The following is a 22,882-nucleotide window of genomic DNA, read 5'->3' as shown; positions in this document are numbered from 1 at the left end:
ATTCATTATATCTTTTCAAAAAGGTAAATTTTTATACAGCAAAAGCAGTGAATTCCTAAAACTGGAATTTCACTGCTTTTTTGTCGTTATGGAGCTGTATTTGAAGCGAGCGCTTCCTTCTTGATTTTTAATGCGGCAAGGCTGGCAAAATCATGGATGATGGTTGCCGCAAGCAATGTTGTAATCTGGGTGGGATCGTATGGAGGCAGGACCTCAACTAGGTCGTAGCCGATAAAATGAAAATCCGTTAAGGACCGAATGATTTGTAAAGTTTCAAAGCTGTTTAACCCGCCGACTTCAAGTGTTCCTGTTCCAGGAGCACAAGATGGATCGACAAAATCAATATCAAAACTAAGGAAGCAAGGCGTATCCCCAATCTTTTCCTTCATCTCTTTGATCACACTTGCTGTGCCGCGTTCCTTTAATTCCGGGGTGGTAATCACGTGGTAGCCTAAATCGGTACTGGCATCGATATCCCCCGGATGGTTAAGCGTCCCGCGAATTCCCACTTGGAACACCTTATCAGGAATCAGTAAATTTTCCTCGTATGCACGGATGAAGGGTGATCCGTGCCAATACTTTTCATCATAATACGTATCCCATGTATCGGTGTGGGAGTCAAAGTGAATTAAGGCAACAGGCCCATGGACCTTTGCAGCCGCACGGAGATTGGCCAATGTTACCGAATGGTCACCGCCAATACCAATCGGCACGATTCCCTGATCCATCAGTTCATGCATGGCTTTTTCGATGACCTCATAGCTTCGGTGGATATTATGCGGGATGACTGAAACATCACCAATATCGATCGCGTTGCATTCATCAAAAGGATATACCTTGTGAATGGGATGATAAGGGAATAAAGTCATCGATGCCTGACGAATCGCTTGGGGTGCAAACCGAGCCCCTACACGGAATGATGCGGCAGTATCGAAGGGCATCCCGACAATCGCTAATTTTGCATTTTCTCTACTTGATGGTAACCGCATAAAGGTACCTGTTGTGCAGAATTCCGGCTTTACATCTGGTGATAATGGATAGTGCATTATAGCATTCCCCCTGTTTGTCTTTTTCTTAAAAATTATGATGCAAGTTTTATGCCAGCAGAATGAAATATATGACTCAAGGCGTGAGTGGTCATCATTATTTATTTCAGAATAAAATATGCGCGGCTGAATAATTCAACACGGGAATAAACCACATCTGTATAGATCTTTTACTTGGAAACCATTTGGCATGAAATTTGCAAAATACATTCGTGTATTTTAAAAAAACAAGGGGGAACGGACAAAGGGGTTATTCATTTTTGAAAGCGGTTTAAAAAAGGGAGGAATGATAAGTGGAGAATGGTGTAAAGCTGAAAAGGTCGTTAAAGTTATGGCAAGTCGTCATCATGGGGTTAGCCTATATGACTCCAATGGTGGTGTTTGATACCTTTGGAATTGTTTCAGGAGTAACGAAAGGCCATGTACCAACGGCTTATATCATTGCATTGATTGGGATGCTCTTTACGGCTGCGAGCTATGGGAAACTCGTAAAGGTGTTTCCGCAGGCAGGGTCAGCTTATACGTATACACAAAAAGCCATCAACGGGCACCTGGGTTTTCTAGTTGGCTGGTCGTCATTACTGGATTATTTATTTTTACCAATGGTAAATGCGTTATTAACAAAATTATATTTACACGCCTTGTTTCCGTCTGTTCCGGATTTTATCTGGGTACTGGTATTTGTCGGAATTGTTACCTTTTTAAACTTAAGAAGTGTAAATATCCTGGCAAATTTCAATACTTTCTTCGTATTAGTTCAAGTTCTCATCATGATTGTCTTTATCATCCTTGTGATTAAAGGACTGCACGCAGGTGAAGGGACAGGTACTGTTTTTAGTTTACAGCCGTTTTTTATTGAAGGTATGAACATCCCGATCCTCATTACGGGTGCAACGATTCTTTGCTTTTCGTTCCTTGGCTTTGATGCGGTTACGACCCTTTCAGAAGAAACACCGAATCCGGAAAAAACAATTCCGAAAGCGATTATGCTAACAGCGTTATGGGGCGGAATTATTTTTATCGGCACATCCTTTTTTATTCAGCTATTTTTCCCTGATATTTCAAGGTTTAAAGAACCAGATGCAGCACTGCCAGAAATTGCCCTTTATGTCGGCGGCAAGCTGTTTCAATCGATTTTCTTATGTACAACCTTTGTGAACACGCTTGCCTCTGGACTTGCTTCCCACGCAAGTGTATCGCGGCTCTTGTATGTAATGGGGCGTGACAAAGTATTCCCGGAAAAATGGTTCGGTTATGTCCATCCAAAATGGAGAACCCCTGCTATCAATGTAGCCATTGTTGGCGTGATCTCCTTATCCGCATGGTTTTTTGACTTAGTGACAGCCACTTCCTTAATTAATTTTGGGGCATTAATGGCCTTTACGTTTGTTAATTTGTCCGTCATCAGTCATTTTGCCATTCGTCACAAAATGCACCGTACTCCAAAGGGATTTTTCAATTATGTCGTCATGCCGCTGATTGGGGCAGGGACGGTTGGGATCCTTTGGATTAATCTCGAGACTAGCTCCTTGATGATGGGACTCACATGGTTTGGAATCGGTTTTGCCTATTTGCTCTACCTCACTAAAGCATTCCGGGCAGCACCGCCGCAGTTTAAAGCGGAGGAAGCACAAATATAGTTTTTGAAAAAGTAGGGGAATCAAATTCCGCTGCTTTTTTTGTAACGAGAGTTTATGCAATTCTGGTTAGCTTATGCATATTTTCATAAAGGTAACTTCTGAAAAGGTTGACTAGAAGTAGTGATAACAGACTTCGCGGAAATAAATATAAATTGGTATGAAAATTGCAACTATTTAAAATAGTTGGATTTTATTTTAAGATAAGAGGGGGAATTCCTGTAAAAATAGAAGCATTCATAAATAATCAATGAAATGTAAGTGCTTTCAATTGGAGCTGATAAACGAAAATAGTGACTAAAGGAGAGTTGAGTAAATTGGAGAATACTACTCTTAAGCGTTCACTTGGACTCTGGGCAATTGTTATGCTGGGTTTAGGGTATATGACACCAACGATTGTGTTTGATACATTTGGGATCGTGTCTAAAGAAACAAATGGTGTCGTTCCGCTAGCGTATCTGGCGGCATTAGTCGTGATGTTGTTCACGGCGATTAGTTATGGAAAAATGGTACAGGTATTTCCGAGCGCAGGATCTGCCTACACCTATACAAGGGAAACGATGAGCCCGCACCTAGGCTTCCTTGTCGGCTGGGCGGCGCTGCTGGATTACATTTTACTTCCGATGGTAAACGCTCTAATTATTCGTATTTATATGGTATCGGTATTTCCTGCTGTTCCGGCATGGATTTGGGTCGTCGGTTATGTCGCCGTCGTCACGGCTATTAATGCCTGGAGTATGGGGAAAACCTCCAGTTTAAATTCACTGCTTGTTATTTTTGAAGTGGTCTTAATTGCGGCTTTTATTGTTCTTGCCTTCCTCCAGCTTTCTAAAGGGATGGGCCAAGGAACGATTTTTACAACAGAACCGATTTTCCATTCCAACGTACATCTTGGCGCCATTTTAACAGGGGCAACAGTGGTTTGTTTCTCATTTATTGGTTTTGATGCTGTCACGATGTATGCGGAGGAAGCCATTGATAGTAAAATAATGCCAAAGGCGATTATGTTGACAGTCTTTATTGGCGGCGCGATCTTCTTCGTTTGCAGCTATTTTGCCCAAGCCTTATTTCCGGATATTTCGGGCTTTAAGGTAACCGATGATACGTTACCGGAAATTGGCATGTTTGTCGGCGGTACCCTCTTTAAACTGATTTTCCTATCTGGTGCGTTTGCCGCAACAGTGGCCTCGGGACTTGCTTCCCATGCAAGTGTGTCACGGCTTTTGTACGTGATGGGCCGGAACGGTGTCCTTCCGAAGAAGACTTTCGGTTATGTCCACCCCAAATTTCGGACACCGGTTTTTAACGTCGTCCTTGTTGGGGTAGTATCCCTCCTTGCTATCGCACCAAGCCTTGAGCTAATTTCATCGTTTATTAATTTTGGCGCTCTAATTGCGTTTACATTTGTTAACCTATCCGTCATCGCTCATTTCGTTTTTCGCTTAAAAAGCTACAAAACAGGAAAGGATATATTCTCCTACCTTGTAATGCCAATTCTTGGTGCTGGCTTAACAGGAATCTTGTGGTATAACCTCCAAGCAGATGCTCTTATCGGGGGGATCGTGTGGATTGTCATTGGTGTCGTTTATATGATTTTCCAAACAAGATTCTTTACAATTAAAATTGCCGATTTAAATATTGATGACGCGGAGAGAACTTCTTCACTATAGATAGAGAAAGTTACCTGAGCCAGGCTACTCGCCTGGCTTTTTGTATGACTTAATCAGGAATAAATCGTTTGTATGCAGAAATGAATAGTTCAATCATTTTTTCATAACGCTGATATTCATTATTAATAAATTCCATCATAAAAACCTGCCTCCATCAGTATTTCAACAGTTGGCACGGAAATTGCTACTACCAATAATAACAATACAAAATGAGGTGTTAAGAATGGCCGTTGAATCGCTAAACGTGAATACGAAAGAAAAGGAAAAGGATAATTCGCTTGTTGAGTTTCAGGAGACGCTGAAGGAAGCTGTAACCATTCTAAACTATCCCCCGCAGGTGTATGACTTTTTGAAAAAGCCAATGAGGTTTTTAGAGGTAAGTATCCCAATAAGGATGGATAATGGAAAAACGCAGATTTTTCAAGGTTACCGTGCCCAGCATAACGATGCCTCAGGGCCGACAAAAGGCGGAATTCGCTTCCATCCGGATGTCACAGCTGAAGAGGTAAAGGCATTGGCGGGCTGGATGAGCCTAAAGTGCGGGATTACCGATCTTCCTTATGGCGGTGCAAAAGGCGGTATTGTCTGTGACCCCCGAAATATGAGCTTAGATGAATTAGAACGGTTAAGCAGAGGTTATGTGAGAGCGGTAAGTCAGCTTGTCGGCCCGACAAAGGATATCCCGGCGCCCGATATGTATACAAACTCGCAAATTATGGCCTGGATGCTTGATGAATATGACCATATCCGTGAATTTGATTCACCGGGTTTCATCACAGGAAAACCCATTGCACTTGGCGGGTCGAAGGGCAGGGAAACGGCTACATCAAAAGGCGTCCTTTATACACTGCAAATGGTATGTGAAATGAAGAAAATGGAGCTAAAGGACGCCCGCATCATCGTTCAAGGTTTTGGCAATGTCGGTAGTTATTTGGCCGAGTATTTGTATGATTTAGGGGCAAAAGTGATTGGAATTAGTGATGTGCTTGGCGGTTTATACGATGAAAACGGCCTAGATATTCCCCACCTTTTGGAAAGCAGGGACTCCTTTGGCATTGTATCGAATCGTTTTAAAAGCTCCATTAGCAACCAAGAATTATTGGAAAAAGAATGTGATGTCCTTATTCCAGCAGCGATCTCAGGCGTTATCAATAAACAGAATGCCAGCCGGCTTTCCTGCCAGATTGTTATTGAAGCGGCTAACGGGCCAACAACAAAGGATGCGTTAAACATTCTTGATGAACGTGAAATTCTTGTTGTCCCAGATATCCTTGCCAACTCCGGCGGCGTGATTGTCTCCTATTTTGAATGGTGCCAGAACAACCAAGGCTATTACTGGACGGAAGAAGTAGTGGATGAACGGCTTAAGGAAAAAATGACTACCAGCTTTTTAACTGTCCATAACACGGCGAAGAAGTTTGGGGTCAATATGAAAATTGCCGCTTATATCGAAGGCATTCAAAAGTTAGCTGAAGCTTCGAGGCTGCGAGGATGGTTAAGATATTAAAATTTTAAGGAGGAACTAGGAATGAAGCTTGAAATCTTGACGGAAGAAAAGGAAAATCAGCTCTTGCATTATTTCTGCCTTATTTCGAATAACCACCGTTATGATTTAACGATTGGCTACTCCAATCATTTTTTCGGAAAAGCGATGGTGACATCGATACAGTCTGGGAAAATGGTGTTACTTTGCCAAGAGGATACCGATGCAGATGATCATTGGGCGGAACGATTAGGAATTGAAATAGAGGATATCCCGGAATTTCAAGAGTTTTTTCGCTCCGTTTTACAGACTCGTCCGTTTCAGGAGCAATATTAAAAGGGGTGATCACGATGTATTTCGGTGTAGTGCTTAGCCCGTGTTACGGGCAGGTTGAGAGGATCTCTGTTAAGAGTGAATCCAGATTTTATGAATGGGAGTCATTATTTGCCATCAAAACGCTGGACGGCAAACTGGAACAAATTCAAACAAATGTTAGCGGGGAGGTTGAATCACTAGAAGTTCAGGAGGGTGATGATGTTATTCCCGGAATGGTCCTGGCCTATATTAAGGAAGATTTATTTGTCACCGGAAGTGATTAAGATGTGGGGGCCACTCCTCACATCTTCTTTTTGCGGAATACTATTTTAAAAATTCTGAACGAAGTGGTAGTATTAGAGTGACCAGGTTGTAAGGGGGAAGGTATGATGTTTTCCGTGGCAAAAGAAAAAGTGAAGCCGATTATTTCAGTGGCAATTGAGGAAAGTAATGAACGATTTCAAGCAACCTTAAGTAACCTTAAAGAACCCTTTTTATTTTTAAAAAAAGAAAATCTCTTATATGCATATGTAGTCATAGGGAAACTAGAAAAAGAGGCCTTATCGGTAGAACTCCTGCTTGAACATGCCAAACCGCTTGAAAGTATCTGTCATTTAAGCGGACATATTTCCTTGCCCGTCTTGTTTCAAATTATCGGTGAACCCTTTGCGCTTATTAAGGGGGATGATGGTAATCCTTCGGGTTACATTCGAAGAGAAGATGTGTTGGCAGAACTATTTAAACAGGAGAATAAAAGCGTCGACTTGCTTAAGATTATGCTGACTTCCATTCCGATGGGGATTTTTATTTTAGATAAAGAAAAACGCATCATTAACTGCAATGAGGCCGGTTTAAAAATGATTAAATCGAAAGCGGAGAAGGTGTTGAACCTACCGGCTGAAAATATTTTTAGCAGCTCTCATATTAACAAGGTATTTGCAACTGGAAAGACGCTGCTCAACCATCTTGAAATCACCAATGAAATGGGCGTTCTCGTCGATTATAGTCCGATCTTGAACTACGATAACGAGGTGGACGGGATTATCATCGTTGTTCAAGATTTGCCGATGGTTGAGGAAATGGCAATGGAAATTGAATATATTAAAGATTTGAATAAAGATTTAAACGCCATTCTTTCAAGCATATATGATGAGATTCTCGTGGTGAATGCCAAAGGGGAATTGATCAGATTCAGCGAAAACATCATTCAAGATTTTTGGAATGTGGATTTAAAAGAGCTAATTGGAAAAAACATTCTTGAATTGGAAGACCGCGGTCTCTTCACTCCCTCTGTTACAAGGCTCGTCATCGAGAAAAAGAAAAAAGTTTCCGTTGTCCAAGAAACGCATAACGGCAGAAAAATTCTCGCTGTCGGTAATCCTGTTTTTAATGAAAACAATGAACTTGACCGGATTATTATTGCCTCTCGCGATATTACCGAAACCACAAGGCTGAAAAGCGAACTACAGGAAATGCGGAAAATATCGGAACAATATCGGAAAGAATTAGATGATTTTAAAAGTAAAGATCGCTTTTTGAAAAAATTAATTTATTGCAGTCCCAAAATGGAAAAGATCATGAACCAAGTAAAGAAAATTGCTGACTTTTCATCGACTGTCCTGCTCCACGGGGAATCTGGGGTCGGAAAAGAGGTAATTGCCCAAGCGATTCACCAATTAGGGAAACGTTCACAAAATCCATTTTTGAAATTAAACTGCGGTGCTATTCCGGAGAATCTGCTTGAAAGTGAACTGTTTGGCTATGCGAAGGGCGCTTTTACAGGTGCTGATAAAAATGGTAAAGACGGTTATTTCAAGCAGGCCGATGGAGGTATTCTGTTTCTTGATGAAATCGGCGAAATGCCTGTCCACTTGCAAGTAAAATTACTGCGCGTCCTGCAGGAACAGGAGTTCATCCCTGTTGGTAGTACAACGTCGATGAAGGTAAATGTGCAAATCATTGCAGCCACAAATAAAAATCTAGCGAAAATGGTGGAGGAAGGGAAATTTCGTGAGGATTTATATTATCGGTTGAACGTCATTCCCATTCATATTCCGGCATTAAGGGAGCGGACGGAGGACATTTCACTCTTGGCTTTCCATTTCCTTCAGCAGTTGAATGAAAGATACGACCGTAATTATCATCTAACACCGGATGCCATTAATGTGCTTGAGTTTTATCCATGGCCGGGTAACGTACGGGAACTGCAAAATATTATTGAAAGATTGGTCGTAACCGCTGACCATCAGGCAATCGATGCCGAGTTCGTCAGCCAATTTTTATCATTAGGCTATGAACATAAAAAAATGAAACCTGTGATTACCCGCGTGATTCCACTTCAGGATGCCATTGATCATGTCGAAGAGCAGCTCATCATCATGGCAATGAACCAATATAAGACAACCACAAAGGCGGCAAAAGCACTTGGAATAAGTCAGTCCTCCGTCAGCCGGAAATATCAAAAAATATTGACCGAGAAAAATATTAAACTAGAAAACTTAACTACTTTTTAAAAAAACGATTCAGATTTTTATCTGGATCATTTTTTTAAAGAGATAAAGAAGTATAAATTTCGACTTTGAGAATTGTCCAGCTCCAGCGCCCTAGCGACTAGTGTCCTTCGCTCTCCGCCCTACGATAAGTCAACATCGAATCGCCTTCGGCTCTTCGTGTTTCCTTTATCTCAGTTGGAGCGCTCCAGGTCATACGTCGCTGACCAGGGCGCTTGCGCTTTTCTTATGCAATAGGAAATAAGGTTATGCAAAAGTGAATAGCTTTTTTTCAAAAGATGCTATATTGCTAGCTTTGAGTGTTGGCACGCTTCTTGCAATATTAATTAGTGAGGGTGAACAAAGGAGGAATAAAAATGGTCGAAGTTAAAAACCGTGTGGTAAACCTAAAGATGTTTATTGATGGTGAGTGGAAAGATGCTGAAAATCAACAAACACGCCCAGTGATAAATCCCGCAAATGGGGAAGTGATTTCCTATGCCCCCGAAGGAACGGTCGCAGATGCCCGCGAAGCCATTTTTGCGGCACGTAAAGCGTTTGAAGAAGGAGTTTGGTCTGGTATTTCCGCTCAAGAAAGAGCGTCCTATTTATTAAAAATTGCGGACAAAATTGATGAACATTCTACCGAGTTAACTGAACTTGAAACGATGAATAATGGGAAGCCATTAAGGGAAGCCGGCTTTGATGTGGCCGATGCAGCGGCATGCTTCCGCTATTATGCAGGACTGATTACGGCCCCTGATGGCCAGACTTACCATGTTGCCGATCCCATGCAAGCCATGGTTGTTCGCGAGCCCGTCGGAGTTTGCGGGTTAATTGTTCCTTGGAACTATCCGCTGTTAATGAGTGTTTGGAAAATCGCTCCGGCACTTGCAGCAGGGAATACGATTGTGTATAAACCATCGGAAGTAACACCGGTTACTCCGAAAAAGCTGTTTGAAATTTTTGAAGAGGTTGGATTGCCAAAAGGCGTCGCCAATATGGTGATGGGTGCCGGTCCTGTGGTCGGAAATGAAATCGCTTCCCATCCGGAGGTCGATATGGTTTCGTTTACCGGCGGTACGAAGACAGGTAAGCATATCATGAAAACGGCTGCTGAAACGATGAAAAAGGTCTCTCTCGAATTAGGCGGCAAATCACCGAATATTATTTTTGCTGATGCCGATTTTGAAACGGCTGTCGATTATGCACTATTTGGAATCTACGCCGGTTCCGGTCAAGTTTGTTCAGCCGGGTCAAGAATTCTTGTTGAAGAAAGTATTTACGATCAATTTGTTGAACGGTTTGTTGAACGGGCGAAAAAAATTCAGGTAGGGCCTGGTCAAGATTCTTCAACGGAGATGGGGCCGCTGGTCAGCGAACAACATTTGGAAAAAGTCCTTCATTATATTGAACTTGGAAAACAGGAAGGCGCAACGCTTGCCTGTGGTGGAAACCGAATGGTTCGAGATGGGTTGGAAAAGGGGTACTTTGTTGAACCAACCGTTTTCGTTAATGTGAAGCAAGAGATGAAAATTGTCCAAGAGGAAATCTTTGGACCGGTTGTCGTCATCCAAAAGTTTAAGGATGAGGCAGAAGCTCTGAAGCTAGCAAATGGGACCGTTTATGGGTTAGCCGGTGCTGTTTTTACAAAAGATGGTGCCAAAGGGCTTCGGGTAGTTAAAAAATTGCGTGCTGGGATTACTTGGGTGAATTCCTATCATCCTACTTATAACGAAGCACCATGGGGTGGCTATAAACAAAGCGGGATTGGCCGCAGCCTAGGAACATTTGGCCTTGATGAATTCCAGGAAATTAAACAGATTAACATCAATTTGCAAGTCGAACCAGTTGGCTGGTTTTCGAATTAAAAGAGGAAGTGCCTAGGCGCTGCAGCTAGATCATTATCTAATTTCAAGAGGAGGAACAACAAAATGAGTATCGATATAAATAATAAGCAAAATCAACAAGTAAGTGAATATATTAATAAGGTGCTAGATTTAATAGAAAAAGAGGAAATTAACGAAACGGAAGCGGCATGGATTACGAAGGAAACGGTAGATGGTTTTCGCGAACATGTAAATCCGGGATTCCTGGAATATCGCAAAACCGTTACAGAAGGCGGCCAGTTTGCGGCGGTCGAATGGTCGGATAATGGTTCCTGCTTTAAGGATGTAAATGGAAAAGAGTATATCGACTGTCTCGGTGGTTTCGGTATTTATAATGTTGGACACCGTAATCCAAAGGTCGTTAAAGCGGTAACCGATCAGTTAAAACGTCAGGCTCTTCACAGCCAAGACTTGCTTGATCCACTCCGGGCGATGCTGGCAAAAATACTTGCCGACATCACACCTGGCGATTTGAAATATGCTTTTTTTACAAATAGCGGAACGGAAAGTGTCGAGGCAGCTCTTAAACTAGCAAAAATGTACAGTGAGCGGACCACCTTTATTTCGACTACTCGTGCCTTTCACGGAAAAAGCTTGGGATCATTGTCCGGAACGGCAAAAGGAATGTTCCGTAAACCATTCCTGCCATTAATTCCGGGGTTCCGTCATGTGCCATTTGGCGACATCGACATGATGCGAAAAACGTTTGAGGTATGTACAACGGTTGGTGAAGATGTGGCAGCCGTTATTTTAGAACCTATTCAAGGGGAAGGTGGAATCATCCTACCACCAGAGGGGTATCTAAAACAAGTGCGAGAGCTTTGCGACCAATACGGCTCCTTGTTAATTTTCGATGAGGTTCAGACAGGCATGGGACGAACTGGCAAAATGTTCGCAGCTGAATTATATGATGTGGTGCCGGATATTATCTGTCTTGCAAAGGCATTTGGCGGCGGAGTGATGCCTGCAGGGGCAATTGTCGCCCGTGAAGACGTATTTAAAAGCTGGTTCCCGAATCCATTTATGCATACGACTACTTTTGGAGGAAATCCACTGGCCTGTGCTGCGGCAATTGCGACGATTGGTGTTTTATTAGAAGAGAATCTACCGGAAAGAGCCGGGGAAGTGGGCGCGTATTTCCTAGAAAAATTGAAAAAGGCTTCAAAAGGCCATGAAGATAAAGTTCAAGAAATCCGCGGTCAGGGCTTGATGATTGGCATCGAATTCCACCAGGATGAAATTGGCTATGAAGTATCAAAAGGAATGTTTGACCGTGGTGTCCTTGTGGCAGGTACGTTGATCAACTCGAAAACCATCCGTATCGAACCAGCGCTGACGATTTCTTATGAAGAGGTGGATAAAGTGGTCAGCATTTTTAAAGATGTATTGGGGAATGTGAACGCATAGATATATTTTATAAGATTAAAAAGAGTCATTTTTAAAAAAGGGGGGAGCACGGAAGTGGAAAAGAAGTATGTTAAGCTCCAAACAGAGATACCCGGGCCAAAATCGAGGGAAATAGTGGAGCGTAGAAATAAATTTGTCCCAAAAGGAATCAGCAATAACTGCCAATCTTTTGTAAAGAAAGCACAAGGAGCAGTGGTCGAAGATGTGGATGGTAATCATTATCTTGATTTTGCTGGTGCTATTGGAACGCTAAACGTTGGTCACTCCCATCCAAAAGTGGTTAGAGCTCTACAAGAACAGGCAAGCCAGTTTATCCACACAGGCTTTAATGTGATGATGTATGAATCATATATTACCTTGGCTGAGCGGCTTTGTGAACTTGCCCCTGGTGACTTCGATAAGCAGGCTGCTTTTTTTAACAGTGGTGCGGAAGCGGTTGAAAACGCCGTGAAAATTGCCAGAAAATACACGGGCCGCCAAGGGATTGTCTCTTTTACAAGGGGATTCCATGGCAGAACGCTCATGACAATGACAATGACAAGTAAAGTCAAACCGTATAAATTTGGCTTCGGGCCATTCGCTCCAGAGGTTTACAAGGCCCCGTATCCATATGTGTACCGCCGCCCAGATGGAATGAGTGAGCAGAAATACAGCGAAATGATCATCGAGCAATTCGAACAATTCCTTCTTGCGGAAGTGGCACCTGAGACGATTGCCGCGGTCGTGATGGAACCGGTTCAAGGAGAAGGCGGTTTTATCGTTCCTGACAAAGCCTTTGTTAAGCGTGTAAGAGAAATCTGTACACAATATGGAATTCTCTTCGTAGCCGATGAAATCCAAACGGGTTTTGCGCGGACTGGGAAGCATTTTGCCATTGATCACTTTGATGTTGTCCCAGATTTACTGACCATTTCCAAATCAATGGGGGCTGGTGTTCCAATTAGCGGCGTCATTGGGCGAGCTGAAATTATGAATGCGGCTGCGGTTGGTGAAATTGGCGGAACCTATTCCGGAAGTCCGCTCGGTTGCCGTGCGGCGTTAACGGTTTTAGATATTATCGAAAGTGAAAACTTGAATGACCGAGCCGAAAAGATCGGCGAGCGAGTACTTGAAAAAATGCAGCTTCTTGCAGACCGCTTTGAGGGCATTGGCGATGTAAGGGGCCTTGGGGCAATGTGCGCGATGGAAATCGTCAAGGACAGACAGTCGAAAACCCCTGATAAAGAAGCAGTTGGAAAAATTGTAAAGGCGGCATGCGAGCGCGGACTTATGTTACTTAGCGCGGGGATTTACAGCAATGTCATCCGTCTTCTTATGCCATTAACCATCACAGATGACCAGCTTGAGGAAGGATTACAAATTCTTGAGGAAGCAATGGAAGCCGTTTATCTACAGGATCCGGCATTATCGGTTGGGGGGGAATAAAAATGGATGTCATCAAGCAAAATTATCAAATCTATCCGATGTATCTAAATGGCGATTGGGTTGGCAGTGATTATGAGGTTTTTACAGAAATCATCAATCCTGCGACAAAAGAAGTGATTGGTGCGGTGCCTACGGGTGGTGCCTATGAGGCCAAGCAGGCAGTCGATGCCGCCCATAAAGCCTTCAAACTCTGGTCGAAAAAGACGGCGGAAGAGCGCTATCATCTTTTGATGAAATGGTATTTTTTAATAGAAGAAAATAAGCATGAAATTGCCCGGATCATGACGATTGAGCAAGGAAAACCATTAAATGAGGCGCTTGGTGAGGTTAAGTACGCAAACGGATTTATCTCTTGGTATGCGGAAGAAGGGAAACGGGTTTACGGTGAAACCATTCCAGCCTCCCATCCCAATAAAAGAATATTAGTTCGGAAGGAACCTGTTGGTGTCATTGCGGCGATTACCCCGTGGAATTTTCCGGCAGCGATGATTACGAGGAAAATAGCTCCGGCACTTGCAGCCGGTTGTACGGCCGTCGTAAAACCGGCGAACCAAACGCCGTTGACTGCTTTAAAAATAGTTGAACTTGCCCATGAGGCGGGGATTCCGGCCGGGGTCATTAACGTGATTACCGGGCGTTCCGCTGAAATTGGTGAGGTTTGGCTGAAGGACCCACGCGTGACGAAAATAACGTTTACCGGTTCAACGGAGGTCGGCAAAACGTTAATGCGCGGCGCCGCTGAAAATGTTAAAAAGGTATCCTTGGAGCTTGGCGGAAATGCCCCGTTTATCGTTATGGATGACGCTAATTTAGCAAAGGCTGCTGTAGGGCTTGTCCAATCCAAGTTCCGCAATGCCGGTCAGACCTGTATTTGTACGAATCGGGTGTATGTGCAGGAAAGTGTTGCCGACGAATTCATCAAGCTTTTTCAAGCGGAATTAGAAAAGTTAAAGGTCGGCAACGGGCTTGAAGAAGGAACAGATATTGGGCCGTTAATTGATAAAGCTGCATATAAAAAAGTTGACGGACTTGTCAAGGATGCGCTCAAAAAGGGTGGAAAAGTCACATATAGTGGCCTCAAACCAGCTGATGAAAATGGCTATTTCTATGCTCCAACGATTTTGACCGATATTCACGATGGGATGGAATGCATGAAGGATGAAATCTTTGGTCCACTCGCACCAATCTCAACTTTCAAAACGGAAGAGGAAGCCATCGAACGGGCAAATAATTCCTGTTACGGCTTGGCGGCCTATGTCTATACGGACAATTTAAGCCGCTCCTTCAGAATCACAGAGCAGCTTGAGTACGGAATTATCGGTTTAAATGATGCCCTGCCATCGGTCGTTCAGGCTCCATTCGGCGGCTATAAAGAGAGCGGCCTCGGCCGTGAAGGCGGACATTATGGAATTGAAGAGTTCTTAGAAGTGAAGTATATATCCATTGGGTTGGATATATAAAAGGAGCTCTGAACCGAACAAATTGTGAACTTGGCGGGATTAATTGTGAATTCGGCGGAATTATGACCAAAGTTGGCGGAATTAATCCAAATATCCGCGGAATAAATTGGGATTTCGGCGGAATAATCGTGAAAATTGGCGGAATCATTCAAATCTTCATGCGGAAAAAAATAGCATCTTTGAAAAAGTAGCTGCCTAATTCGCTTCATCCTCCATCCAGAGGAGAAACCACGAATAAAAGCCAGTGAAACAATCAATGCCATTTTTGTCATTGATTGTTTCTGCTGGCTTTTTTCAAATCATGACGAAGGATTATCGATATTTTCATAGAATCCATAGAGGAAGGGGGTAGCTCAATTGACAGGGCCGCTCCATGGAATAAAGGTAATTGATTTATCACGCGTACTAGCCGGACCCTATTGTACGATGATTTTAGGTGATATGGGGGCAGAGGTAATTAAAATTGAAAGCGTCAATTCCGGGGATGAAACACGTGGCTGGGGGCCGCCGTTTGTGGAAGGAGAGAGCGCCTATTACTTATGTGCCAATCGAAATAAACAGGGGATCACCCTAAATTTGAAATCACAGCAAGGTAAGGGGATTTTTCGAAAACTTATAAAGGATGCCGATGTCGTCGTTCAAAATTTTAAGCCGGGTACACTTGAAAGGTTGGGCATTGGTTATCAGGAAATGAAAAAAGAAAACGAGGGAATTATTTTAGCATCGATTAGTGGTTTTGGATCCACTGAGGGGCCTTACTCCCATCTGCCAGGCTATGATTTTATTATTCAGGCCATGTCGGGTTTAATGAGCATTACCGGTGAAAAAGAGGGACAGCCTGTAAAGGTTGGTGTCGCGATCGCAGACGTACTTACCGGACTATTTACGTGTATCGGAATTTTGGGAGCCATCCAGCATCGCAATAGCACGGGTGAGGGGCAGGAAGTGGATATCGCTTTATTTGATTCGCAGCTGGCTGCTCTAGTGAATGTTGCCAGTAATTATTTATGCTCCGGCAATATCCCTGAACGGCTTGGGAATGCCCACCCGAATATTGTCCCATATCAAGTGTTTACCGCAAATGATGGAGATTTTATCATCGCGGTAGGAAATGACCGGCAATATCAAAAACTAGTTATTCTCCTAGACGAGCCAGCACTTTTACACTATGAAAAGAACTCTGACAGGCTGCACTTTAAAGCTGAAATTGAAAAAATAATCGCAGCCAAAATTAAAAAGAAATCTAGAGGGGAATGGAAACAATTGCTCGATGAGGCTGGAATTCCTAATGGCCCCATTAACAATGTGAAGGAGGCGTTGGATTCCGAGCAGGCACGTGCCAGAGAAATTGTTGTCAATGTAAAGCATCCCGTGATTCAGGATTTAAAGCTTGTTGGTTCACCGTTAAAATTTTCAAATTCTCCAGTCGCTATTGATAGACACCCGCCCATGCACGGGGAACACACCGAAGAGGTATTAATAAAACTTGGCTACTCAAAGCAGGAAATTACCCAAATGAAACAACAAACTATTATTTAGTGTCTAGCTGCAGCGCCTAGGGGCTCGAGGTCATAAGCCAATCCGTTGTGAAGGTAAAAAGCAACCTTCACGCCGGCTCGTCCTATGCTTGTCGCCACTGGACAAGGTGCTTCCGCTTTTCCAAAGAGGGGGAACTTTAGATGAATTTTTCACAATCGGAAGAACAAAAGAGTGTAAGAAAGGTAGTCAGAGCCTTCGTTGACCGTGAAATTATGCCCTATATTAAGGAGTGGGATGAGAAAGGCCATTTTGCCACAAATATTCTAGAACGTTTAGCGGAGCTACAGCTCATGGGGGTATGCATCCCTGAGGAGTATGGCGGCGTCGGTATGGATTACAACACACTTGCGATAGTCTGCGAGGAGCTCGAACGAGGAGACACTGCTTTCCGCACCGCTGTCTCTGTTCATACCGGATTAAATAGTATGACGCTATTGCAGTGGGGAACAGAGGAGCAGAAGCAAAAATATCTTGTTCCGCAAGCTAAAGGTGAAAAAGTAGGTGCCTTTGGACTTACGGAACCGAATGCCGGATCGGATGTAGCGGCAATGGAGACGACGGCGGTAAAGGACGGGAACTACTATATTTTAAATGGATCAAAAACATGGATTTCTCTCTGTGATGTGGCCGATCATTTCTTGATTTTTGCCAAAACAGACCCGAAGGCAGTTCATCATGGCATTTCCTGCTTCATTGTCGAACGCACACTTGCCGGTTTCTCCTCAAAGGCGATTAAAGGGAAGCTTGGGATCCGCGCCGGAAATACGGGTGAGGTCTTTTTTGATAATGTCAGAGTGCCTGCAGAAAACTTGTTAGGATATGAAGGAGAGGGCTTTAAAATTGCGATGTCTGCCCTGGACAATGGCCGTTTCACGGTAGCAGCAGGCGCTTGCGGCACGATTATGGCCTCGCTTGAAGCAAGTGTTAAATATTGTGAAGAACGGAAAACATTTGGCAAGGAAATCGGCAGGCACCAGCTCGTTCAGCAAATGATTGCGAAAATGTCGGCAAACCTTGAGATTTCCCGATTACTCGTTTTTAAAGCCGGCTGGTTAAAAAATAACGGCAAGCGCAATACACAGGAAACATCGTTGGCAAAATGGATTTCTTGTGATGCGGCCTATGAGGCAGCTAACGATGCTGTCCAAATTCACGGTGCTTACGGGTTCTCAAATGAATTTCCGGTCGAGCGTTATTTACGAAATGCTAAGGCCCCTGTCATTTATGAGGGCACGAGAGAAATTCATACGATTATGCAGGGGGAATATGCACTCGGGTACCGCGAGGATAAACCGCTGCGAAAAATGCTGCCTGCATGGCCATTTGAAGAAAGTTTGATAAAAGGTTAAGTGGAGAGATGACTGGATTAAAAACTTATTTCCTCGCGGGACACTCCCGCTTGCCGCAGGGGATGGCTGCCCAAAGTGTATTTGATTCACTAACAATCACCGTAGAGGTGGATAAAAAATACGGGGTTATTATTGAATCCTCCTGTACGCTGGCTACCGATCATGGGCGAGCGTACGTTCAGCAAATTTTAAAAGGGCACAGCCTGCAGGACGGGATAGACGATATTATAGCTGCACTAAGGGAAGGCTACCGCGGAAAGGCAGTAAATGCGCTAATTGCCGCCGTTAAAGATTTATACGGTCAATACGACAGTTCCAATCAATAAAAATAAAGCCGTGGCGCTGGAAAAATCTTAGCGCACGGCTTATTCTACTATTTATGAATAATGGTTAAAATCGTATCGATCGAAGCATGATCCTCTGGCTCTGTGTCAATGTGCTTCCATATGACTTTTCCCTGTTCATCGTAAATCCAGGTACCGCCCTGAATATAAATATCATGGGTCTTCATTGCCTTTTGCACAAGTTTTTTCTGCGCTTCATCTTTTGGCAAAAATGCCTTCGTACCATTTTTCATAAAAGCCATTACTGCTTGGAATAGCAGCTTCCATTTCGGCATTGTCTGATGGCCCATACTGCGGTAAAGTTCGCGTTTAGGGTCGCCGTAGATCGGGAACGGGAACGGACCAAATGCCGGAATAAATTGTTCTAAATAGGTCTTGATTGATGGGGTAATCACAACAACCTGATAGCCTGTCGCGGTTAATTCTTCATATCTCTCACGCAACTGCGTAAGCACTTCTCGGCAGACCGGTCAGCCAGGGTGCCGAACAAATACAACGATACTTTTTTTGTCTTCAATGATTGATGTAAAGAGTTGGTTCTCTTTATAGGGCTGCTCTAATGTTAAAGCCATTATTTCACCTCGTTATTTAGGATCGTGTCACTCTTTGGAGATTTGCAATTAACTGGTTCATTTTTATCAATAAGTCTTTGTATTCGCCTCTTGAAAGGCCGAAATGGGGGATGCACTTTTCCGGTAGCTCCATTGCAGCTTCTCTTAACTGTGTGCCTTTTTCAGTCAGTTCGATTATTACTTTGCGCTCGTCTTCAGCAGCCCTAACTCGAACCAATAAGCCCATTGCTTCCATTCGTTTTAACATTGGTGTTAAGGTGCCACTGTCTAAATAAAGACGCTCCCCAATCTCTTTTACAGTGAGGTGTTTACCCTCCCATAAAACGATTAGGGTTAAAAATTGCGGATAGGTGAGTTCAAGCTGATCTAATATGGGACGATAGAGCCGGGTAATTTCCCTTGAACAAGCATATATCGCAAAACATAATTGGTTCTCAAGCTTCAAAAATTCTTCTGAGTTCAATACGTACGGTACCCCTTTCACAATTTAATTGTGCACAATTAAATTTACATAAATTTAATAAAAATGTCAAACAAAATATATACTTCAAATTCTTAGCGTCGCTGTGTTACGATAAAGTGAAAAAGAAGACTAGGAAAGAAGGTTGGAGAGTTGATTAAAACTATTTTGTTTGATGTTGATGGAGTCTTACTGAGCGAAGAGCATTATTTTGATGCCTCTGCTTTAACGGTTTGGGAGATGCTGCACAGTTGCAGTTACTTAGCATTGGCACCTGGGAAATTTAAAACAAACCATAGTGAAGCGGAAATTCAAACAATAAGAGAAGAAATTTTTCAGGACGACAAAGTCCTCAAATTTATGAAATCCCGCGGCCTAAACGCCAACTGGGACATGATCTATTTATCATTCAGCTACCAACTCATCCACCTATTGTCGCAAATCAAAGAAAATGAATTTGAAAATATTACCAAATGGTGCCAGGCACCATTGGATCGTGAAACGTTGGTGGAGATCGGCAGGGTGTTAAGTAATTATCATGTTGAGCTAGATTTTGGTTTGTTTTTGGAAGATTTTGCTCGATCTGATGCTATGAGGCAGGATTTGCTTAGTTACTTGAATGTGCTCGTGAAGGAAAAGCTTGGGGTGGATACGACTATTTTCAATAAAGGTGTACTTTGGGCGATTTGCGAGCATGTTTCCCAGGAATGGTATGTGGGTGATGAACATGTCCTTGCTTCTACCGGAAGACCATCAGTCCAAACCGGTAAACAAGGCTTCTTGGCAAACGAAACAACATTAGCACCTAGGGACAAAATTGCTGAACTTTTTCACTATCTAAAAAGGGACGGATTCACGATCGGAATCGGAACAGGCCGGCCCGCACTTGAAACGATCCAGCCTTTTAAGCATTTGGACTGGTTAAAGCATTTTGATGAGAATCGAATTGTGACGGCTGATGACGTTTTGATAGCGGAAAAGGAGCTTCCAGAATGGAAATCTTTATCGAAACCGCATCCGTATACATATGTAATGGGGATTAAGGGTAGGAGTACGTCTATACGGGAATGTTTAGAAACGGCGCTGCCAATAGAAAATGGTGAAGAGGTCCTTGTGGTCGGGGATTCCTTGGCAGATTTGTTAGCTGCGAGACAACTAGGTTGTCAGTTTGCCGCGGTCTTAACAGGGCTATCCGGAAAAGCCGCACGAAGTGAATTTGAACAGTATGAGGCGGATTATATACTTGATTCGGTTTTAGATCTAAAGAGTATTCTTTAAAAATAAGGATCTTTCCTATTAGTTTGTGGCTTTCTTGGATTCGCTGATAAAACCTTCATATTCGCCGATAGAATGCCAATATTCGCTGATAGAATGCCAATATTCGCTGATAGAACCTTAAAATTCGCTGATAGACTGGTTGGGAAGTTAAATATTGTAAATTTACACCTCGATAATTGAGTATTTATGATTTAATTTAACAACTTGTCTCATCTATGAGCGAATGATGGGTCTCTATGAGCGAATTTTAACCTCCAATGAACGAAATTCCTGCCTCCAATGAGCGAATCAAAAAAACTAACATCAATCATATAAATATGAGCGAAAAAGAGGGCTGCGCAACTAAACGGCGCAAGCCCTCTTTCATTTAATAAAACAAAACTAAATACTCTCCACTTTCTCCTGCTCCACACGCCCCGGCTCGAACGAATCCACATTCGTCAACTCCAGTAATTGCGCTTCATCTAATCCTTCAATTAAGGTTAAATCCCGAATGACTTCTGTGCCCAAGGCTTTATCGAGGGTTAACACCATGATAGCCGCCCCGCCGACCTCTGTTCGCCCAACCTGCATCGTACCAATATTGATCCCATGATTCCCGAGTAGTGAGCCCACTTTGCCGATCATCCCCGGTACGTCGCGGTGTTTGATATATAAAAGGTATTTTTCAGGTTTTACGTCTATCCGATATTCGTTTATTTTCAAAATCCTTGCACCATAGCCGTTTAAGACAGTAGCGCCAATCCGCGCCGTTTCCAAACCGTTGGATACTGAAAGTTCCATATAATTCGCAAAGCCTTTATTGGTAGCATGTTTCACCACATTATAGGAAACACCCTGCTCCTTCAAAAGGTGAAGTGCGTTTATGAGATTGACAGAATCACTTAAATGATAGGATAGAATGCCTTTTAAGAGAGTACGAGTCAGTAATTCGGTATCTTCATCAATTAAATCACCATAATAATTGATCTCGATTTTATCAGGAGCCTTTTTATTTAATAATTGAATTACTAGCTGGCCCATTTGATCCCCCAGCAGTAAATATGGCTGCAGCTTTGCTTGTGTTTCTCCAGACATTTGCGGCATGTTAACGGCATTTTGAATCGATTGCGTTTCAAAAATTTCGATAATCTCCGCACTTACTTCTTGGGCAACCTTTTCCTGTGCTTCTACAGTGGAAGCGCCAAGATGCGGCGTGACAATAATATTAGGGTTTTGCAGCAATTCTGGATCGGCTACCGGTTCTTTTGCGAATACATCAAGGGCAGCGCCTGCCACATGCCCGGACTTAATAGCTCTAACTAAAGCTTCCTCGTCAATTACACCGCCACGGGCGCAGTTTACAAAGCGAACCCCTTTTTTCGTTTTGCTTAAATAGTCGTCATTAATCAATCCTCTCGTATCATTCGTCAGAGGCGTATGAATCGTGATAAAATCGGATTCCTGGGCAATTAAATCGAGGCTTGCCTTCGTCATCCCCAGTTTCTTCGCGCGCTCTTCTGTTAAATAAGGATCAAACCCGAGGATGTTCATGCCAAAGCTTTTCGCCCGTTTTGCCACTTCTGTTCCAATTTTGCCCATACCGATAACGCCTAGCGTTTTTTTGTACAATTCCACCCCTTTAAAGGAGTTGCGATCCCATTCACCGCCTGCTGTCTTTTGATGTGCTTGCGGAATTTTTCGCGCTAATGACAACATCATCGCTAATGTATGCTCTGTTGCGGCAATTGTATTTGCCCCCGGAGCATTAATGACGATGATCCCTTTTCGGGTCGCTGCATTGACATCAATGTTGTCGACTCCAACACCTGCACGGGCAATGACCCGAAGCCGGTCTGCTGCCAAAAGTAGTTCTTCGGTTACCTTTGTTTGGCTTCTCACAATTAAAGCATCGTAATGGCCAATAATGTTTTTCAACTCTTCGGTCGGCAATGTAGGCTGCCGATCTACGACAAAATGGGGATGCTCCATAAGACTCACCAAACCAGTGCTGCTAATACCATCTGTTACAAGAACTTTATACATGATCTTTCCAACCTCCTCAGCTATTTAAAAAGCGATACCATTCATTTTCATGTAACTACTACTTCTATGCTAGTAAAACGTTGGGCAATACCCAATGAATCTATCAGAACATTTCTCCTTTCTGTAAAAATAGAAAACGTCCCTCATAACAGACAAAAAAATACCTGTTATGAGGGACGTGAATGAACGTGGTGCCACCCTCTTTTGCTGCTTGAAAAATAAGAGCAGCCTCATAAGTGTAACGGCTTTACACCGGGCATGCCTACTAATAGGTTCAGCTGCCAGTTCAGAAGGGCTAGGTTAAATAAGAAATTGCACCGGTTCGCACCCACCACCGGCTCTCTGTGGCTTTTTCTTACTACCGTCTTCATCATTACTATTTAATAGTGTATAATTAATTGAAATTTCTAATTAAGATGAATATAGGGATTATTCTACAACCTTTTCTTCAAGATTGTAAAGGGCTAAAGCAGAAAATATTTTTCTTTTTACTT

The 22,882-nt window shown here is 43.1% G+C and carries 17 protein-coding genes, 1 pseudogene and 1 other annotated feature; of the genes and pseudogenes, 14 read left to right on the top strand and 4 right to left on the bottom strand.

Annotation, left to right across the window (positions count from 1 at the left end; translation table 11 throughout):
• Nucleotides 1-86: 86 nt before the first annotated feature.
• Nucleotides 87-1,046, bottom strand: a complete 960-nt coding sequence (gene speB, locus RCG19_RS04800) for an agmatinase (protein WP_308109873.1) — start codon at nucleotides 1,044-1,046, stop codon at nucleotides 87-89.
• A gap of 293 nt (nucleotides 1,047-1,339) precedes the next feature.
• Between speB and RCG19_RS04795 the strand changes: the two genes are divergently transcribed.
• The 13 genes from RCG19_RS04795 to RCG19_RS04735 all read left to right on the top strand — a co-directional run bounded on the left by RCG19_RS04795 (nucleotide 1,340) and on the right by RCG19_RS04735 (nucleotide 18,035).
• Complete coding sequence (locus tag RCG19_RS04795; RefSeq protein ID WP_308109872.1) at nucleotides 1,340-2,686, top strand: APC family permease; 1,347 nt, start codon at nucleotides 1,340-1,342, stop codon at nucleotides 2,684-2,686.
• Nucleotides 2,687-3,000: 314 nt separating this feature from the next.
• Complete coding sequence (locus RCG19_RS04790; protein WP_308109870.1) at nucleotides 3,001-4,353, top strand: APC family permease; 1,353 nt, start codon at nucleotides 3,001-3,003, stop codon at nucleotides 4,351-4,353.
• A gap of 223 nt (nucleotides 4,354-4,576) precedes the next feature.
• Nucleotides 4,577-5,860 carry a Glu/Leu/Phe/Val family dehydrogenase gene (locus RCG19_RS04785; protein WP_308109869.1) on the top strand — a complete coding sequence of 428 codons (1,284 nt, stop codon included), beginning with the start codon at nucleotides 4,577-4,579 and terminating at the stop codon, nucleotides 5,858-5,860.
• 21 nt (nucleotides 5,861-5,881) lie between these two features.
• On the top strand, nucleotides 5,882-6,172 hold the full coding sequence (locus RCG19_RS04780; RefSeq protein ID WP_166242139.1) for an SAV0927 family protein: 291 nt from the start codon (nucleotides 5,882-5,884) through the stop codon (nucleotides 6,170-6,172).
• A gap of 14 nt (nucleotides 6,173-6,186) precedes the next feature.
• Nucleotides 6,187-6,435 (top strand): biotin/lipoyl attachment domain-containing protein, encoded by a 249-nt coding sequence (locus RCG19_RS04775; protein ID WP_308109867.1) that lies wholly within the window; start codon nucleotides 6,187-6,189, stop codon nucleotides 6,433-6,435.
• A 105-nt stretch (nucleotides 6,436-6,540) separates the two neighbouring features.
• Nucleotides 6,541-8,664: a sigma 54-interacting transcriptional regulator gene (locus RCG19_RS04770; RefSeq protein ID WP_308110930.1), complete on the top strand. Its 2,124-nt coding sequence runs from the start codon at nucleotides 6,541-6,543 to the stop codon at nucleotides 8,662-8,664.
• Between the two features lie 374 nt (nucleotides 8,665-9,038).
• Nucleotides 9,039-10,511, top strand: coding sequence for an aldehyde dehydrogenase family protein (locus RCG19_RS04765; protein ID WP_308110929.1), 1,473 nt, complete (start codon nucleotides 9,039-9,041; stop codon nucleotides 10,509-10,511).
• 63 nt (nucleotides 10,512-10,574) lie between these two features.
• The gene (locus tag RCG19_RS04760; RefSeq protein ID WP_308109866.1) at nucleotides 10,575-11,936 is read left to right on the top strand and encodes a putrescine aminotransferase; all 1,362 of its coding nucleotides are present in this window, start codon (nucleotides 10,575-10,577) and stop codon (nucleotides 11,934-11,936) included.
• 54 nt (nucleotides 11,937-11,990) lie between these two features.
• Nucleotides 11,991-13,361: a 4-aminobutyrate--2-oxoglutarate transaminase gene (gene gabT / locus RCG19_RS04755; protein ID WP_308109864.1), complete on the top strand. Its 1,371-nt coding sequence runs from the start codon at nucleotides 11,991-11,993 to the stop codon at nucleotides 13,359-13,361.
• Nucleotides 13,362-13,399: 38 nt separating this feature from the next.
• Nucleotides 13,400-14,821 carry an NAD-dependent succinate-semialdehyde dehydrogenase gene (locus tag RCG19_RS04750; RefSeq protein ID WP_308110928.1) on the top strand — a complete coding sequence of 474 codons (1,422 nt, stop codon included), beginning with the start codon at nucleotides 13,400-13,402 and terminating at the stop codon, nucleotides 14,819-14,821.
• Nucleotides 14,822-15,178: 357 nt separating this feature from the next.
• On the top strand, nucleotides 15,179-16,360 hold the full coding sequence (locus RCG19_RS04745; RefSeq protein WP_308109863.1) for a CaiB/BaiF CoA transferase family protein: 1,182 nt from the start codon (nucleotides 15,179-15,181) through the stop codon (nucleotides 16,358-16,360).
• 140 nt (nucleotides 16,361-16,500) lie between these two features.
• Nucleotides 16,501-17,709, top strand: coding sequence for an acyl-CoA dehydrogenase family protein (locus RCG19_RS04740; protein WP_308109862.1), 1,209 nt, complete (start codon nucleotides 16,501-16,503; stop codon nucleotides 17,707-17,709).
• A gap of 8 nt (nucleotides 17,710-17,717) precedes the next feature.
• Nucleotides 17,718-18,035, top strand: coding sequence for a DUF3870 domain-containing protein (locus tag RCG19_RS04735; protein ID WP_308109861.1), 318 nt, complete (start codon nucleotides 17,718-17,720; stop codon nucleotides 18,033-18,035).
• Nucleotides 18,036-18,082: 47 nt separating this feature from the next.
• Here the strand turns inward: RCG19_RS04735 and RCG19_RS04730 are convergent.
• Together RCG19_RS04730 and RCG19_RS04725 are read right to left on the bottom strand one after the other, a co-directional pair.
• Nucleotides 18,083-18,511 (bottom strand): annotated as a pseudogene (locus tag RCG19_RS04730) (AhpC/TSA family protein); the annotation flags it as partial.
• Between the two features lie 130 nt (nucleotides 18,512-18,641).
• The gene (locus RCG19_RS04725; protein ID WP_308109860.1) at nucleotides 18,642-19,088 is read right to left on the bottom strand and encodes a MarR family winged helix-turn-helix transcriptional regulator; all 447 of its coding nucleotides are present in this window, start codon (nucleotides 19,086-19,088) and stop codon (nucleotides 18,642-18,644) included.
• Between the two features lie 150 nt (nucleotides 19,089-19,238).
• On the opposite strand from RCG19_RS04725, the gene RCG19_RS04720 reads away from it, so the two are divergent.
• The gene (locus RCG19_RS04720; protein WP_308109859.1) at nucleotides 19,239-20,363 is read left to right on the top strand and encodes an HAD family hydrolase; all 1,125 of its coding nucleotides are present in this window, start codon (nucleotides 19,239-19,241) and stop codon (nucleotides 20,361-20,363) included.
• Nucleotides 20,364-20,744: 381 nt separating this feature from the next.
• Here RCG19_RS04720 and serA read toward each other — a convergent pair whose 3' ends face one another.
• Entirely contained in the window at nucleotides 20,745-22,388 is a 1,644-nt protein-coding gene (gene serA / locus RCG19_RS04715; protein ID WP_308109858.1) for a phosphoglycerate dehydrogenase, read from the bottom strand.
• Between the two features lie 169 nt (nucleotides 22,389-22,557).
• Nucleotides 22,558-22,771, bottom strand: a binding site (T-box leader).
• Nucleotides 22,772-22,882: the final 111 nt, after the last annotated feature.

Origin of the sequence: Neobacillus sp. OS1-2, assembly GCF_030915505.1 — a bacterium.
Classification (GTDB): Bacteria; Bacillota; Bacilli; order Bacillales; family Cytobacillaceae; genus Neobacillus.
Note: the sequence above shows the minus strand (reverse complement) of the source record. Positions and strands in the feature narration are given on the sequence as shown.